This window comes from Staphylococcus taiwanensis (assembly GCA_020544305.1).
GTDB lineage: Bacteria > Bacillota > Bacilli > Staphylococcales > Staphylococcaceae > Staphylococcus > Staphylococcus taiwanensis.
The window spans coordinates 2,237,376-2,254,271 of record CP058667.1 but is presented as its reverse complement, the minus strand read 5'-3'; the positions used below and the strand labels follow the sequence as shown (position 1 = coordinate 2,254,271).

Here is a 16,896-nt window from a genome sequence, read left to right as displayed (position 1 = left end):
TGTACAATTTATATAGATTGTGAAACTCACCTTTAGGGTATACAGGATACTTGAGGTGAGTTTATTTTATGAATAAAGAAAGTAAAAATCAGAATATAGATAGAGGAGATTTAAAGCAAAACCTCTCTGAGAAATTTGTATGGGCTATCGCTTATGGTTCATGTATTGGTTGGGGTGCTTTTATCTTACCGGGAGATTGGATTAAACAATCAGGTCCAATTGCTTCATCTATCGGTATCGTCATTGGGGCATTGCTAATGATCCTAATTGCGGTAAGTTATGGTGCGTTAGTTGAAAAGTTTCCAGTATCTGGTGGCGCATTTGCTTTTAGTTATTTAAGTTTTGGTAGATATGTAAGTTTCTTCTCATCATGGTTCTTAACGTTTGGGTATGTCTGTGTTGTAGCATTAAATGCAACAGCCTTTAGTCTTTTAGTTAAATTCTTATTACCTGATTTGTTAAATAACGGCAAACTGTATACCGTTGCTGGATGGGATGTGTACATAACAGAGATTATCATTGCTTCAGTGTTATTACTTGTATTTATGCTTGTAGCTATTCGAGGTGCAAGTGTTTCGGGTTCATTGCAATATTATTTCTGTGTGGCAATGGTTATTGTTGTGCTACTCATGTTCTTCGGTTCATTCTTTGGTAATAACTTTGATTTTAATAACTTACAACCATTAGCTAATCCTGGAAAAGGATGGTTTACATCAATCATTATGATTGTAGCAGTTGCACCGTGGGCATATGTTGGTTTTGACAATATTCCACAAACTGCTGAAGAATTTAACTTTTCACCAAATAAGACTTTCAAATTAATCGTCTATAGTTTACTCGCAGCATCATTAACATATGTTGTAATGATTCTGTATACTGGTTGGTTAAGTACAAATAGTGCAAGTCTTAATGGTAACTTATGGGTTACTGGTGCTGAAACGCAAACCGCGTTTGGGTATATCGGTTTAGCTGTGTTAGCAATCGCAATTATTATGGGAATCTTCACTGGTTTAAATGGATTCTTAATGAGTGCGAGTCGTCTATTATTTTCAATGGGACGTTCAGGTATTATGCCGAAAGTATTTAGTAAGCTACACCCTAAATACAAAACACCGTATGTAGCTATTATCTTCTTGGTAGCAGTTACACTGATTGCACCATGGTTAGGACGTACGGCTTTAACTTGGATCGTAAATATGTCATCAACTGGCGTTTCTATTGCTTATTTTGTTACTTGTTTATCAGCTGCAAAATTGTTTAGCTACAATAAAAACAGTAATACTTATGGTCCAGTGTATAAGACATTTGCGATTTTAGGGTCAATTGTATCATTTATTTTCCTATTATTATTGTTAGTGCCTGGATCACCAGCTTCACTTTCAATGCCATCATATATTGCGTTAGGTGGCTGGTTAATTATTGGTCTAATTTTCTTTGTCATTCGTTATCCTAAGTTGAAGAAGATGGATAGTGATGAATTAAGTCGCTTGATTTTAAATCATTCTGAAAATGAAGTAGAAGACATGATTGAGGATACTAATAAAAAATAGTGTGAAGAAATTAAATTTAGAAATAATAAAAGCGCGTGGCTAATTAAAGTCACGCGCTTTGTCATATTTTATAAAATGAAAAATAAATTATATACGTTTTCGAGTTCTGGCAAAACCGGATAGTATAATTTTAGAAATTTGGTCTGCGAATAGTAAACCAAGTGCAATGGCACCAGCGATAAGCGTTACTTCAAGCATTGTGTTGATCGCTTTGCCAAATTCTAATAACACTAAATTTTTAGTTGCATCAAAGGCTAAGCCTCCTGGAACTAGTGGAATAATTCCAGGTACCATAAAGATGATGGCAGGTTCTTTTTTAGTACGAGCCATATAGTGGCTGATAAGACCTAAAGCAAAACTACCAAAGAAACTTGAATAGATTGTATGTACACTAAGCCCTTGATAAAACAAAATGTATACCATCCAGCCACACGCACCTACAAAACCACAAGATAAGTATAGTCTTCTAGGAGCATCAAATATCACGCAGAAAAAAAGTGACGCGGTATAACTAAATACTAAATTTAATATCCAAAACATTAATGTGCACTCCTAAACTAAAATTAATATTGAACCTACGCCTGCACCTATACCAAAGGAAGTTACGAGGGCTTCCAACGATTTCGTCGTAAACATAAGCATGTGACCACCGAATAAATCTTGAATAGCATTAGTAATTAGTACCCCGGGGACGATAGGCATAACGGATGCGATAATAATAGTTGCTAAATCACCACTTGGAACGAGTGAGTGTCCAAAGACTGAAATGATACCAATAACAAGTGATCCAATGAATTCTGGTATAAACTGTGCGTGTAATTTACGATCAAGTATTTCTACTACTAAATAACCCAGTCCGCCAGCTAATAAGGCAGTTATCACATCGACAAGTTTGCCATCTTGTAAATAAAGGAAGCTTATCGCGATAATTGCTGCGGCAATGCCTTTAAACAATAAACTACTGTCTCGTTTAGCGACATAAATATTTTCAAGTTTCACTTTAGCATCTTCAAGTGTAATTTCGCCTTTAGTGATTAAACGTGAGATTTCATTCGTTTGAGAGATTTTAATAAGATTAGTATCACGAGAATTAATTCTGAAAATTCGTGGATATGATTCGTTGTGTAGCGTGAATTGTATAACAGTATTTGTAACAAAGCTATTGCTCTCAGAATAGCCTAATTTACGAGCGATACGCGTCATTGTATCTTCAACACGTGTGCCTTCAGCACCGGATTCAAGTAAGATACGACCAGCCATCATGACAACGTCTTTAATTAATTTTTCATCTTCATTTTCATGTATTTGTGTATTATCCATGTCATCACCATTCGTTAAGATGTTTCTATTAATTATAGTTGATGCATATTGAAAACTCCACTTAATTAAAGAAAACTTAATAATTAAAATGCTTACAATTGATTGAAATGTATTTATAAGCGAAGCACTCAAAATGTTGCGAGATACTTAAAATAAAAAGCATAAACAGATTTTATCTATAATGTTTCAAAATATTACAATTTGGTTAAATAAGAATTAGTTAGCAATTTATGAATGATATTGGGTAGCGACAATATTTTCATGGTTGTTAATGTTATGTTCAGAGTAGTAATTAAGTTCTCCCAAAACATACTACACAATGAGGCTGGGCATTCTGAATGCACCAGCCTTCTAATTATATTATGCCAACATTGTTAAATAACCTAAAATGATTAAAAATAAACGTAACACCTATAGATTAGGCGTTGCGTTTTTGGTTTATGTCTTATGTTTATATTGAATATAATCATTAGAGTAATGGAAATATCCCTTCTAAGCTTTGGCTTAGAAGGGATATTATGGTCAGTGAAACAATATTTGCTAAGATGTTCATTTCGTTCACCATACTTAAGTCATGTTTCACTGTTAAAATCTTATGGTTGTAGCATTAAATTGCGAAGAACTGATCGAAATGGTCAGTTTCTAAGATATGTCCGATATAGAAACCACCAAAGTCACCATAGCGTGCAGTTGTTTCGTCAAAACGCATTTCGTAAACGATTTTTTTGAATTGTAAGACGTCATCTGCAAATAAAGTTACGCCCCATTCATAATCATCAAAACCAACAGACCCTGTAATGAATTGTTTGATTTTTCCAGCATATTGACGACCAATCATGCCATGGTTATACATTAATTTTTTACGTTCTTCCATTGGTAGCATATACCAGTTATATGTTTCATTACGGCGTTTATCCATTGGATAGAAGCAAATATATTCTGTTCTTGGCAGCTCAGGATATAATCTCGCTCTTACATGTGGATTTTGATATGGATCTTCGTCAGATTTGCCAGCTAAGTAATTTCCTAATTCAATCACTGATACATATGAGTAAGTTTGAATAAAGAAATCGGCAATACGTAGTTTATTTAACTCATTTTCGATTTCATTTAATTCTTTCATTTCTGGACGTAAGTACCATAATAAGATGTCAGCTTTTTGACCAGTAATGTTATATAACGCATAGTCACCAGCTTGTTGTTCTCTAGCACCTGCTTTATCATTAATAAATGTTTTAAATTCATTAATCATTGCTTCACGCTCATCTTCAGGCACTAGTCTAAATGTTGCCCAATCTACAGCATAAAATAAATGAAGACTGTACCAACCATCTAATGTTTCGGCTGCTTCACTCATGTGTATCGCTCCTTTAAAATAAGATAATTATTTTTTAATACAGCCTAAATTTTATCATAAAGAGAATGAGTAAATATACCTAAATGATTACAAATTAGTGAAATGGAAATCTTAAAAAAAATGAAGTATAATTAAGGATGCAAATATTATTATGAAATTATTTAGGAGGGCATTATGTCTAGTTTATTAGATGTATTACAAGAAAAACTTTCAGGAAAAAATGTTAGAATCGTATTACCTGAGGGTGAAGATGAACGTGTATTAACAGCTGCTACACAATTACAAGCAACTGACTATGTAACACCTGTCGTTTTAGGTGATTATGACAAAATCAACTTATTAGCAAAAGACAAAGGATTAGATGTTTCAAATATTGAAGTCATCAATCCATCTACAAGTGAATTAAAACCAGAATTAGTGAAATCATTCGTTGAACGTCGTAAAGGTAAAGCGACTGAAGAACAAGCTGAAGAATTATTAAATAACGTTAACTATTTCGGTACGATGTTAGTTTACGCTGGTCATGCTGATGGATTAGTAAGTGGTGCTGCACATTCAACTGGAGATACTGTTCGCCCTGCATTACAAATTATTAAAACAAAACCAGGTGTATCTAAAACTTCTGGTATCTTCTTTATGATTAAAGATGATCAACAATATGTGTTTGGTGATTGTGCGATTAATCCAACATTAGAATCTTCAGATTTAGCAGAAATCGCAGTTGAAAGTGCGAAATCAGCTAAAAGCTTTGGCATGGACCCTCGCGTTGCAATGTTAAGCTTCTCAACTAAAGGTTCAGCGAAATCAGACGATGTTGATAAAGTTGCGAATGCAGTAAAATTAGCTCAAGAAAAAGTAGAATCTGAAGGCTTAAAAGATGTAGTTATCGATGGTGAATTCCAATTCGATGCTGCAATTGTGCCATCTGTAGCTGAGAAAAAAGCACCAGGTGCTAAAATTCAAGGCGATGCAAATGTTTTTGTATTCCCAAGTTTAGAAGCTGGTAACATTGGTTACAAAATTGCACAACGTTTAGGTGGATTTGATGCAGTTGGTCCTGTATTGCAAGGTTTAAATTCACCAGTTAATGACTTATCACGTGGTTGCTCAACTGAAGACGTTTATAAATTATCAATTATTACAGCAGCTCAAACATTACAATAATGGACTTAGCAAGTAAATATTTTAATGATATTGATTGGCGCTATGTTGACCATTCTTCTGGTTTAGCGCCAATGCAATCATTTGCTTTTGATGACACGTTTTCAGAAAGTGTAGGTAAAGATTTGTCTTGTAACGTAGTTAGAACATGGATACATCAGCATACAGTAATTCTTGGTATTCATGATTCTCGCTTACCATTTCTTAAAGATGGTATTCGCTATTTAACTGATGAAATTGGTTATAATGCCATTGTGAGAAATTCAGGTGGCCTTGGCGTCGTGTTGGACCAAGGGGTATTGAATATTTCGCTTATCTTTAAAGGTCAAACTGAAACGACGATTGATGAGGCATTTACAGTGATGTACTTATTAATTTGTAAAATGTTCGAAAATGAAGACGTAGAGATTGATACGCGAGAAATTGAGCACTCATATTGCCCGGGAAAATTCGACTTAAGTATAGACGGTAAGAAATTTGCCGGCATTTCACAACGTCGTGTTCGTGGTGGCATTGCTGTACAAATATATTTATGTGTTGAAGGCTCAGGTTCAGAACGTGCAGAGATGATGCGTGTCTTTTATGAACGTGCGCTTAAAGGTGAGACAACAAAATTTAAATATCCAGATATACAACCTGAATGCATGGCATCATTGGAAACACTGTTTGGGCGTGAAATCAAAGTACAAGACGTCATGTTCCAATTATTACATGCGATTAAAGATTTAGGTGGAAATCTTAATATGGATCCAATCACAGAAGATGAATGGACGCGTTATGAAGGTTATTTCGATAAAATGATTGAGCGCAATGAAAAAATGAATCATTCTATGAATGAAAAGTAAACGCTAAATCTACTAATATAAAAAATATGATACAGTTTTAAAAGATTCTGGTATAAAAATAATATGATTCAGCTGTATTGCATAGTTGCAATCAGTTGAGTGAAAAGAGAAGGTGCTTTAAACAAGCATCTTCTCTTTTTTAATTCTTAAGGTGGCCAGGGGCCCAGTATAAAGAATTTTAAGTAGAAATTTTACAAACAAAGCAGGAAGGGGGGGATAAGACGAATTCGAAAATCTTTCGGTTCCAGTTTCCCTTTTTTATACTGCTGAAAATTGAAAATTGGTAGAATAATAAAGGGAATTCATGATAAATAGCTATATTCCTAATAATTTTTATAGTAATATAGTTTAGGTGGATAAATTTAAGGAAAAGGTCAATATAAATAGTTTAGGCCGAATAAGCATTTAAAAGTTAGTCATAAAGTTAGGTTAACAGAATAATCAGTACAAAATTAACCTTATAGTTCTGACAACGTAATGTATTTAAGCTCTCAATACATATAATGTTATTAAATTTAACTTTTAGGGTATAAATATTTTTAAGTTTTGAACTAAATTTGTCAAAGTTTTATACTATATATTGTTCAGTATTTTATAACATAATTTTTATTAAAATTAATTATGATAATTATAAGACTATACATCGGCATTTAATCGATAAATGATAACCACGATATAGAAGATAGGCATAGGTTAAAGACTAATTGTGTGGTTATTGTAAGTAAATTAAAACATTGAGGTTGTACGTCATGGTATGCGTGTGTGCGAGCCTCGAAATAATTTTCAGAAAGAATATTAAAGGTGAGATATCATGGTACAACGTGGCTATGGGGAGTCTAACGGTAAAATAATATTAATTGGAGAGCATGCGGTGACATTCGGACAACCAGCGATTGCTATTCCATTCACTTCAGGAAAAGTTAAAGTCTTAATTGAAAGTCTAGAAAAAGGTAATTATTCAGCTATTGAAAGTGATGTTTATGACGGTCCATTGTATGATGCACCAGAGCATTTAAAATCACTTGTAAGTCATTTTGTTGAAAGTAAACAAGTAGAAGAACCACTACTCGTAAAAATTCAGGCAAACTTACCACCTTCACGCGGACTAGGTTCAAGCGCAGCAGTGGCAGTAGCGTTTATTCGAGCAAGTTATGATTATTTAGGTTTACCATTGACTGATAAAGAATTATTGGAAAATGCTGACTCTGCAGAACGCATTGCACATGGTAAACCAAGTGGTATCGATACGAAGACGATTGTTACGAACCAACCTGTGTGGTATCAAAAGGGCGAAGTAGAAATATTGAAAACCTTAAATTTAGATGGCTATATGGTCGTGATCGATACAGGTGTTAAAGGTTCAACTAAGCAAGCTGTGGAGGACGTTCATCAACTATGTGATAATGATGAACAATACATGCAAATTATTGACCACATTGGTTCATTAGTATATTCAGCGAGTGAAGCAATTGAACATCATAGTTTTGATGAATTGGCTGATATTTTTAATCAATGTCAGGATGACTTAAGAACGTTGACTGTAAGTCATGACAAGATTGAAATGCTACTTAAATTAGGCGAAGAGAATGGCTCAGTTGCCGGTAAATTGACTGGTGGTGGCCGTGGCGGTAGCATGCTTATTTTGGCTAAAGAATTGCAAACTGCTAAGAATATTGTAGCTGCAGCTGAAAAGGCCGGTGCCCAACATACATGGATTGAGAAGTTAGGAGGATAAGTCATTGAAAAAGAGTGGTAAAGCACGTGCACATACGAATATTGCGCTGATTAAATATTGGGGTAAGGCTGATGAGGAATTAATTATTCCAATGAATAATAGTTTGTCAGTCACATTAGAACGTTTTTACACGGAAACACGTGTAACATTTGATGACACCTTAATCGCTGATCAGTTAATCCTTAACGGTGAAGAGGTTGATGCGAAAGAGAGTGCTAAAATTCAACGTTATATGGATATGATTCGTAAAGAAGCAAGCGTTACAGAATATGCGCGAATTGAAAGCGAGAATTTTGTTCCGACTGCTGCTGGGTTAGCTTCTTCTGCAAGTGCTTATGCAGCATTAGCTGGTGCGTGTAATGAAGCTCTACAACTTGGTTTATCAGATAAAGATTTATCACGTTTAGCCCGTCGTGGTTCAGGTTCGGCCTCACGTAGTATTTATGGTGGATTTGCTGAATGGAAAAAGGGTCATGACGATGAAACGTCATATGCTCATCATATTGACGCAAATGGCTGGGAAGAAGACTTAGCCATGATTTTTGTTGTCATAAATAATAAATCTAAAAAAGTATCAAGTCGCTCAGGGATGTCATTGACCCGTGACACATCACGTTTTTATCAATATTGGTTAGATCACGTGGATGCTGATTTAAAAGAAACGAAAGAAGCGATAGCAAACAAGGATTTCAAACGTATGGGCGAAGTGATTGAAGCTAACGGCTTACGTATGCATGCGACTAATTTAGGAGCACAACCACCATTTACATATTTAGTACCAGAAAGTTATGATGCCATGCGTATTGTAAACGAATGTAGAGAAGCTGGGTTACCTTGTTACTTTACAATGGATGCTGGTCCTAATGTTAAAGTACTCATTGAAAAGAAAAACCAACAAGCAATTGTAGATAAATTTTTACAAGAATTTGATCAAACAAAAATCATCACAAGTGATATCACACAATCAGGAGTCGAAATTATTAAGTAAGGAAGAGATATAATGATACAGGTGAAAGCGCCAGGAAAACTTTACGTAGCAGGTGAATATGCAGTAACTGAACCAGGATATAAGTCCGTACTAATTGCAGTTGATCGTTTTGTTACTGCGGCAATCGAAGCTTCAAATGAAGTCACAGGCACTATTCATTCTAAGACATTACATTATGAACCAGTTACATTTGATCGTAATGAGGATAAAATAGAAATCTCTGATGCCCATGCAGCAAATCAATTGAAATATGTTGTTACAGCTATTGAAGTATTTGAACAATATGCAAGAAGTTGCAATATTAAATTAAAACATTTCCATTTAACAATTGATAGTAACCTAGCTGATGATTCGGGTCAGAAATATGGCTTAGGCTCAAGTGCTGCGGTATTAGTAGCTGTAGTTAAAGCATTGAATGAATTTTATGAACTACAGTTATCTAACTTGTATATCTATAAATTAGCTGTGATTGCGAATATGAGATTACAAAGTTTAAGCTCGTGTGGTGATATCGCTGTCAGTGTGTACAGTGGCTGGTTAGCGTATAGTACATTTGATCATGATTGGGTTAAACAACAAATGGAAGAGACTTCTGTTAATGAAGTGCTAGAAAAGAACTGGCCAGGCCTTCATATTGAGCCATTACAAGCGCCAGAGAACATGGAAGTGTTAATTGGTTGGACAGGATCACCTGCATCATCTCCTCATTTAGTGAGTGAAGTTAAACGTTTGAAATCAGATCCTTCTTTTTATGGAAAATTCCTAGATCAATCACAGGCTTGTGTGGAAAATTTAATTTATGCCTTTAAAACAAATAATATTAAAGGCGTTCAAAAAATGATTCGTCAAAATCGTAATATTATACAACAAATGGATAACGAAGCGACCGTCGATATTGAAACGCAAAACTTAAAATTATTATGCGATATTGGTGAACGCTTTGGTGGCGCTGCTAAAACTTCAGGAGCAGGTGGCGGTGACTGTGGTATCACAATTATTGATAACCAAATTGATAAACAACGCATTTATGATGAATGGAAAGCATATGGCATTAAACCATTAGAATTCAAAATATATAATGGACAATAATTGAAATTGCTGAATGAGTAGGACAGAATTCACACGTTGAATACAAGTCTTGCTCTTTTTTATTGAAAACGATATGTACTTATAGACATGTGCTTGAATTTTTTAATAAAAAGAGTAAAATAAATAGAGTTAAATTAAGTGACTCGTATTAAGTATTGATATAAAAAATGGGATAATACATAGAAAGGTGGGTAGCAAGGTGAAAAATAAATTTTTGATTTGTGATGAATGTCAGGCGGTTAATCTTAAATCACTAAAAAGAAAGCTTGAAAAACTAGATCCTGAAGCGGAAATTGAAATAGGCTGTCAATCTTATTGTGGTCCCGGACGCCGTAAAACGTTTGCTTTTGTGAATAACCGTCCACTTGCTGCGCTAACTGAAGATGAGCTAATGGAAAAAGTTACAGCTCAACTTAAAAAGCCACGTGATCCTGAAGAAGAGGAACGTTTAAGAAAACGAAATGAAGAACGAAAACGTCGTAAGGAAGAACAAGATAAAAAATTAAAAGAAAAATTAGCTAAACGAAAAGCTGCTAAATAAATGACGAATATTGAAGTGTAGAGCTTAAGTATTAATTTATAATGTTAACAATTAAATGATGTAGAAGTTGGGGTGGGACAGAATTCGATTTGAATTCAAAGTTCCGCCCCAATTTGCTAAGTAGCCTCATAATATTTTATTGTCTCATAATCGTTTTTGTAGCTAGACTTATAGATATATTGATTTAAATACAAAAAAAGAGTTCGGGACATAAAGTTCTTGGATAAGTGAATAAAAGACAATTTCTATTGAAATAATATAGAAATTGTCTTTTTTATAAATTTTTTGATTATTTTCAGCTCGTTGAGCTACTACTTTTCTTATATTAAGTGCCATTAATACAAAACCAAGTTCTCTTTTGACTTTATTGAGTCCTCGGACAGACATCCGAGTGAAACCCAAAATAGCCTTCATAAATCCAAAAACAGGTTCCACATCAATTTTTCTTTGACTGTAGATATTTTTTGTTTTTGGTTCTGAAAGCTTTTTGTTAATTTGGGATTTAAAATATTCCCAGTTATAATTCTTCATTATTTTTTTGTTTGTTTTTGAATTGAAGTTCATACATTGATTTTTCAGAGGACATTCTGAACAATCGTCACATTCATATAATTTGAAGTCTCGCTTGTAACCATACTTATCATGACGATAGGCATATCTTTTAAAACCTAGCCGTTTATTATTCGGACAAATGAATTCGTCATTAATTTCGTCATAGTCCCAATTTTGAGTATTAAAGATGTCACTTTTATATTTTTTAGTTTTATCTTTTATAAACATTCCATATGTTATGAGTGGCGTTCGATTAAAGTCATCTATAATTGCCATATAATTTGATTCACTACCATAACCTGCATCAGCTACAATATATTCAGGTAAATGACCGTAGGTCTCTTGAATTGAATTTAAAAATGGAATCATCGTTCTAGTATCCGTTGGATTTTGATACACATTATAAGATAAAACAAATTGGGAATTTGTCGCTATTTGTAAATTATACCCTGGCTTAAGTTGTCCATTTTTCATGTGATCTTCTTTCATTCTCATAAATGTCGCATCATGATCTGTCTTAGAATAACTATTTCTATCCTTTAAAATAGATTTTTGAAATTCGTATCGATACTTTCGCTCAGAATAATCATTGATTTGCTTTTTGTATTTTTTGATTTTAGTTCTTTTGAGACGTATTTGTTTTCTTGTTTTAGTACATTTTTCATTGTTGATATGTTGGTTTAAATCTTCGATTTCTTTATCTAAATGACTACCAATCAAATCTATTTCTTCTTTTGTTAATTCATTATCATGATCTTCTTTGATTTCCGGTATGATTTTATTGGTTACCAATTCATGGTAGAGGGCTTTAGAATCCTCATTCATCTTTGATTCATGGTTTTGAATACTCTTTTTCCATACAAATGTATATCGATTGGAATTTGCTTCAATTTTTGTACCATCAATAAAAATAGCTTTATCATCTATAAGATTTTGTTTTATACACTGACTGTAAAATTGAATAAATAAAGATTCTAATAAAGCATCTACTTTTGGATTTACTCTAAATCGATTAATTGTTTTATAAGAAGGTTTTTGATTTTGTGATAGCCACATCATTCGGATGCTATCATTAAGCATTTTTTCTATTTTACGACCTGAGAATACAGATTGTGTGTAGGCATATAGAATCACTTTTAACATCATTTTAGGATGGTACGAAGTTGCACCACGGTGATGTCTGAATTCGTCGAATTCATTGTCAGGAATTGTTTCAACAATATCATTTACATGTCGTGAAATATCATTTGTGGGGATAAGAACTGAAGTTTCCATTGGTAGAGTAAGTTGAGTCATGTTATAATTTTTATACATAAGGCACCTCGTTAATTTAGTTTAGTGATGTTTATTAAATTATACGAAAGTGCTTTATTTTTTTAAAGTATTACAATGTAAAATTACATATAAATACAAAGTATTTTGGCGAGACTCTTGAGGGAACAGGACAAGCTGAAGACTACAGGCTGAAGCTGTCCCCTAAGAAAGCGAGCCAACAATACGGAGTATTGTAAATAAAGAAGCCAGTAAATGAATTTGTTAAAACTCATTTACTGGCTATTTCTCTAGGAATTATGTCCCAGACTCTTAAGTAGGTTCAATCCTATGACATTACAACTACGTTAGTTGCTTGTTCGCCACGTTGACCTTCAGTGATATCGAAGTCAACTTTTTGACCTTCTTCTAAAGTTTTGTAACCTTCACCAGCAATACCGCTGAAGTGTACGAATATGTCACTACCGTCTTCTCTTTCGATGAAACCAAAACCTTTTTCTGCGTTAAACCATTTTACTGTACCGTTATTCATATAGAATACCTCCATGTGTGCTTTTGCACTAAATATTTGTAACAAATTCATTTATAAAAAAGAGAGTATTCTAGACAAACACACTACATTTAAATTCACGAGCTTTTATTACGTTAGGTCAACTATAACTTGAATTGAATAATAAGTAAAGCTTTTTATTTTTAAAAATATTGATAATTTCAATTTATAACCTGGTGAGGCTTGCTATGACTGAATTTATGCATTGAAAATAAATTTTTAAAAATTAAATAAATCATTAAATGATTCTACGATGGTTGGGTGTGTATAAATATTATCTCTGAGTACTTGATAAGGAATATGTTGGTCTATCGCTAATTTAATTAGATTAATGATTTCTTCCGATTCTTTGCCGTAAAGCGTAGCGCCCAAAATTTCATTGTTATCTTTATTAATGACTACTTTGAATATGCCGCGAGGGTCATTATTAATTTTATGTCTTGGCACGGTATTAATTAGAAGGGTATTTTCAGCGTAATTAAAGTGCTGTGCCTTCGCTTGTTCTGCCGTTAATCCTACACGAGAAAATGGTGGATCAATAAATACTGTGTATGGTATTACACCACGATTATTAGTAGTTCGTGAGTGGTCACCAAATAATTCAGACTGTAAAATTCTAAAATCATCTAATGAGATATAAGTAAATTGTAAGCCACCTTTAACATCCCCAGCTGCATAAATGTTCGCAACTGATGTTTGTAAATGGTCATTCACTTTGATTTCGCCACGTTCACCAAGTTCAATGTCAGTATTTTCAAGTGCTAAGTCTGTGTTAGGTATACGACCCGTAGCTAGTAATACGGCATCAGCTAAGAAATTACCTTTAGAAGTTACTATCGTCGTTTGATTGTTTTCATTTTTAAATGCTTGTGTTTCTACATTTGAAATAAACGAAATACCTCTGTCTTCTAAATCCTTAATTGCGTGAGCAACCACGTCTTGATCTTCTCGTGGCATGATTTGTGAACCATATTCTAAAACAGTAACTTTAGTACCAAAATTTGCGAACATTGAAGCGAATTCTAAGGCGATATAGCCACCGCCAATAATTACTAAGTGATCAGGTTGTGTAGGAATATTTAATAATCCGCGTGAGTCGTATAAATTTTGTGCGGTTTCTATCCCTTTAATAGAAGGAATGTTTGATTTCGCACCAGTATTAATAACAATCTTATCTGCTGTTAATGTCTGAGCAATAGTACCATCTTCGCTTACAAGATTAACTTCAGTATTTGATTTAAACTGAGCTTTGTTAGTGAATACATCAATATTTGCATCATTTGCCAAGTTGCCATAATTTTTCTTATTTAAGGCACTGACAACGTCTTTTTTTCTTGAAAATGCAGAACCAAAATCTATACCGTCAATACCATCATGTACGAGTACTTTAGACGGGATACAACCGTGATTTATGCATGTACCTCCAAAATTATCTGATGATTGTTCTACTAAAGCAACGTGTTGACCTTGTGCTGCTGCATATTTGGCAAGTGTTTTACCTGCTTTACCGAAACCAAAAACTAATAAATTATAATGTGTCATATGTTGTGTCCTCCTGAAGTGTATCTTTGATGACGTCGTTAATTGTCAAGTTACGATAAAAGTTGAGTATTAAGGTAGTTTCTTGCTCTTTATATTTAGTCATAGTGGTAGCGATATTTTTAGAAATCGTACAATGACTCTCTTCGCTACCAGTAAAAATACGTTGTGCAGAAACTTTGTCTAACACAAAAAGTTGATACAGTGTATCTAACGTAATCGTGGGTGTGATCTCATTCGCTCGATAACCACCGCCTTTTCCGCGAATAGTGTCTATAAGTTGGTGGTTATTGAGTGTAGTGGCAACGCGTCTTAGTTGCACTGGATTAAGACAAGTAAGGGTTGCTAATTCTTGACTATTGAAATGTTTCTTTGAGTGCTTGGCAAGAAAGCTTAGCACGTGTACAGCAATGTTAAATTCTAAATTCATCATATATCACCTTTAATGTAACTTGATTAGTTACATTAAAATATATCTTATATAAAATGTCAATATGAATGTCTTAAGTCGAAACGGGTAAACTATAAATAGTTAATAAGTATAAAGGAGCGAGTATGAATGGCAGATTTAGTACAATTAGGTAAATCAGATGTTCGTGTATTTCCAATCGCATTAGGTACCAATGCGGTAGGTGGTCACAATCTATACCCAAACTTAGATGAAGAACAAGGTAAAGAAGTGGTACGTAAAGCAATCGATAATGGTATTACATTATTAGATACTGCTTATATTTATGGCCCTGAACGTTCTGAAGAATTAGTCGGTCAAGTGGTTCAAGAGTATCCTCGTGAACAAGTTCAAATCGCAACGAAAGGTTCTCATGTCATTAAAGACAATGATGACGTCGTTCAAAATAATGATCCTGACTATTTAAAGCAACAAGTTGAGAATAGCTTGAAACGTCTTCAAGTAGACTATATTGATTTATACTATATTCATTTTCCGGATGAAAATACGCCAAAAGATAAAGCTGTTGCAGCGTTAAAAGAGCTTAAAGATGAAGGTAAGATTAAAGCGATTGGTGTATCAAACTTCTCATTAGAACAACTTAAAGAAGCGAATAAAGACGGGTATGTAGATGTCGTGCAATTAGAATATAACTTATTACATCGTGAAAATGAAGAAGTTATGAAATATGCAGCAGAAAATAATATCACATTTATACCATACTTCCCATTAGCATCAGGTATCTTAGCTGGTAAGTATGAAGAAAACCAAACATTTGATGATCACCGTGCGCCTCGTCGTGACTTCCAGCCAGAGGTATTTAATGATAATGTTCGTCGAGTGAAACAATTAAAAGGTATTGCAGAAGCGCACAATACCTCTATCGCAAATGTGGTTCTAGCATTTTATTTAAGTCGTCCAGCGCTTAATGTAGTTATTCCAGGTGCCAAACGTACTGAACAAGTCGTTGAAAATATTGAAGCGGCAAACATTGAACTAACTGATGAAGAAATTAATCAAATTGATGAACTATTTCCAATTGAATAATATTCGATAAAATAATTAAAGTAATTCAAGCTCTTACACCGTTTATATTTGTGTAAGAGCTTTTTTAGAAACTTGAATAAATAGTAATGATTCTTTTTTATTTTGTAAAATTGTACATATATGATATGAAATAAGGGTACAAGGCAAATATGTAAAATATTAAATTAGTATAAAGTATTTATGTAGCGAACCAATTTGGAAATAAACGTCATATTTTTAAATATAATTAAGAGAGAGTGGTAAAAATGATTACAGTTTTATTTGGAGGAAGTCGTCCAGAAGGTAATACTGCACAATTAACTAAATTAGCGTTAGAAGGACTTGATTATAAATGGATTGACTTAACGGACTATCAATTTAATCCAGTAAGAGATTTTCGTCATGATAATAGAGATATTAAAAGTTATAACGATGATTATAAACAAGTTATTGATCAAGTTTTGGAAAGTGATACGGTCATTTTTGCGTCTCCAGTTTGTTGGTATAGTGTATCTGCCTCATTAAAAGCATTTATCGACCATTGGTCTGAAACACTGATTGATCCAAACTATAGTGATTTTAAAGAAAAGATGTCTCAAAAAGATTTCAGATTAATACTCGTTGGTGGTGACTGTCCTAAAGTGAAAGCTAAACCATGTATCACGCAAATGAAATATACTTTAGATTTTATTGGTGGCGAGCTTAATGGTTATATTATTGGTACAGCTGAAAGACCAGGAGATATTTCTAAAGATGCATTTGCCCTTGAAAGAGCGCGAGAATGGAAAGCAACATTGGCATAAATTTAAAATTAGAAATCATATGATACTCATTTTGAAAAAATCAGTGATTTCTCAATAAGCGATAGTCTATGGACTATGATATAATTTCATTATTAATTCCATTGTAAAGTCAGGAGAATC

16 protein-coding genes are annotated in these 16,896 nt (G+C 33.7%); 9 read left to right on the top strand and 7 right to left on the bottom strand.

Annotated elements, in window-relative coordinates:
* Nucleotides 1–68 precede the first annotated feature (68 nt).
* On the top strand, nucleotides 69–1,550 hold the full coding sequence (locus HYI43_10820; GenBank protein ID UDI79028.1) for an APC family permease: 1,482 nt from the start codon (nucleotides 69–71) through the stop codon (nucleotides 1,548–1,550).
* An 87-nt stretch (nucleotides 1,551–1,637) separates the two neighbouring features.
* Here the strand turns inward: HYI43_10820 and HYI43_10815 are convergent, their stop codons facing one another.
* From HYI43_10815 to HYI43_10805, 3 genes are all read right to left on the bottom strand, one after another.
* Complete coding sequence (locus HYI43_10815; GenBank protein ID UDI79027.1) at nucleotides 1,638–2,090, bottom strand: threonine/serine exporter family protein; 453 nt, start codon at nucleotides 2,088–2,090, stop codon at nucleotides 1,638–1,640.
* Nucleotides 2,091–2,102: 12 nt separating this feature from the next.
* Nucleotides 2,103–2,870: a threonine/serine exporter ThrE family protein gene (locus tag HYI43_10810; protein ID UDI79026.1), complete on the bottom strand. Its 768-nt coding sequence runs from the start codon at nucleotides 2,868–2,870 to the stop codon at nucleotides 2,103–2,105.
* A 607-nt stretch (nucleotides 2,871–3,477) separates the two neighbouring features.
* Nucleotides 3,478–4,227: a heme-dependent peroxidase gene (locus HYI43_10805; GenBank protein ID UDI79025.1), complete on the bottom strand. Its 750-nt coding sequence runs from the start codon at nucleotides 4,225–4,227 to the stop codon at nucleotides 3,478–3,480.
* 174 nt (nucleotides 4,228–4,401) lie between these two features.
* Here HYI43_10805 and pta point away from each other — a divergent pair, with 174 nt between their 5' ends.
* The 6 genes from pta to HYI43_10775 all read left to right on the top strand — a co-directional run bounded on the left by pta (nucleotide 4,402) and on the right by HYI43_10775 (nucleotide 10,586).
* Nucleotides 4,402–5,391: a phosphate acetyltransferase gene (pta, locus tag HYI43_10800; GenBank protein ID UDI79024.1), complete on the top strand. Its 990-nt coding sequence runs from the start codon at nucleotides 4,402–4,404 to the stop codon at nucleotides 5,389–5,391.
* On the top strand, nucleotides 5,391–6,233 hold the full coding sequence (locus HYI43_10795; protein UDI79023.1) for a lipoate--protein ligase family protein: 843 nt from the start codon (nucleotides 5,391–5,393) through the stop codon (nucleotides 6,231–6,233). The genes pta and HYI43_10795 overlap by 1 nt, the downstream gene beginning before the upstream one ends.
* 811 nt (nucleotides 6,234–7,044) lie before the next feature.
* Nucleotides 7,045–7,968 carry a mevalonate kinase gene (mvk, locus tag HYI43_10790; protein UDI79022.1) on the top strand — a complete coding sequence of 308 codons (924 nt, stop codon included), beginning with the start codon at nucleotides 7,045–7,047 and terminating at the stop codon, nucleotides 7,966–7,968.
* Nucleotides 7,969–7,972: 4 nt separating this feature from the next.
* Complete coding sequence (mvaD, locus tag HYI43_10785) at nucleotides 7,973–8,956, top strand: diphosphomevalonate decarboxylase (protein UDI79021.1); 984 nt, start codon at nucleotides 7,973–7,975, stop codon at nucleotides 8,954–8,956.
* Nucleotides 8,957–8,968: 12 nt separating this feature from the next.
* Nucleotides 8,969–10,045: a phosphomevalonate kinase gene (locus HYI43_10780; GenBank protein UDI79020.1), complete on the top strand. Its 1,077-nt coding sequence runs from the start codon at nucleotides 8,969–8,971 to the stop codon at nucleotides 10,043–10,045.
* A 199-nt stretch (nucleotides 10,046–10,244) separates the two neighbouring features.
* On the top strand, nucleotides 10,245–10,586 hold the full coding sequence (locus HYI43_10775; protein ID UDI79019.1) for a DUF1450 domain-containing protein: 342 nt from the start codon (nucleotides 10,245–10,247) through the stop codon (nucleotides 10,584–10,586).
* A 168-nt stretch (nucleotides 10,587–10,754) separates the two neighbouring features.
* Here the strand turns inward: HYI43_10775 and HYI43_10770 are convergent, their stop codons facing one another.
* From HYI43_10770 to HYI43_10755, 4 genes are all read right to left on the bottom strand, one after another.
* The gene (locus HYI43_10770; GenBank protein ID UDI79018.1) at nucleotides 10,755–12,452 is read right to left on the bottom strand and encodes an IS1182 family transposase; all 1,698 of its coding nucleotides are present in this window, start codon (nucleotides 12,450–12,452) and stop codon (nucleotides 10,755–10,757) included.
* A gap of 286 nt (nucleotides 12,453–12,738) precedes the next feature.
* Complete coding sequence (locus tag HYI43_10765) at nucleotides 12,739–12,942, bottom strand: cold-shock protein (protein UDI79017.1); 204 nt, start codon at nucleotides 12,940–12,942, stop codon at nucleotides 12,739–12,741.
* Between the two features lie 237 nt (nucleotides 12,943–13,179).
* On the bottom strand, nucleotides 13,180–14,502 hold the full coding sequence (locus HYI43_10760) for an FAD-dependent oxidoreductase (protein ID UDI79016.1): 1,323 nt from the start codon (nucleotides 14,500–14,502) through the stop codon (nucleotides 13,180–13,182).
* A complete protein-coding gene (locus tag HYI43_10755) occupies nucleotides 14,489–14,929 on the bottom strand; it encodes an Rrf2 family transcriptional regulator (protein UDI79015.1) in 441 nt (146 codons plus the stop codon). The genes HYI43_10760 and HYI43_10755 overlap by 14 nt, the downstream gene beginning before the upstream one ends.
* 129 nt (nucleotides 14,930–15,058) lie before the next feature.
* On the opposite strand from HYI43_10755, the gene HYI43_10750 reads away from it, so the two are divergent.
* Nucleotides 15,059–15,994 (top strand): aldo/keto reductase, encoded by a 936-nt coding sequence (locus tag HYI43_10750; protein UDI79014.1) that lies wholly within the window; start codon nucleotides 15,059–15,061, stop codon nucleotides 15,992–15,994.
* Between the two features lie 245 nt (nucleotides 15,995–16,239).
* Nucleotides 16,240–16,776, top strand: coding sequence for a flavodoxin family protein (locus HYI43_10745; protein ID UDI79013.1), 537 nt, complete (start codon nucleotides 16,240–16,242; stop codon nucleotides 16,774–16,776).
* Nucleotides 16,777–16,896: the final 120 nt, after the last annotated feature.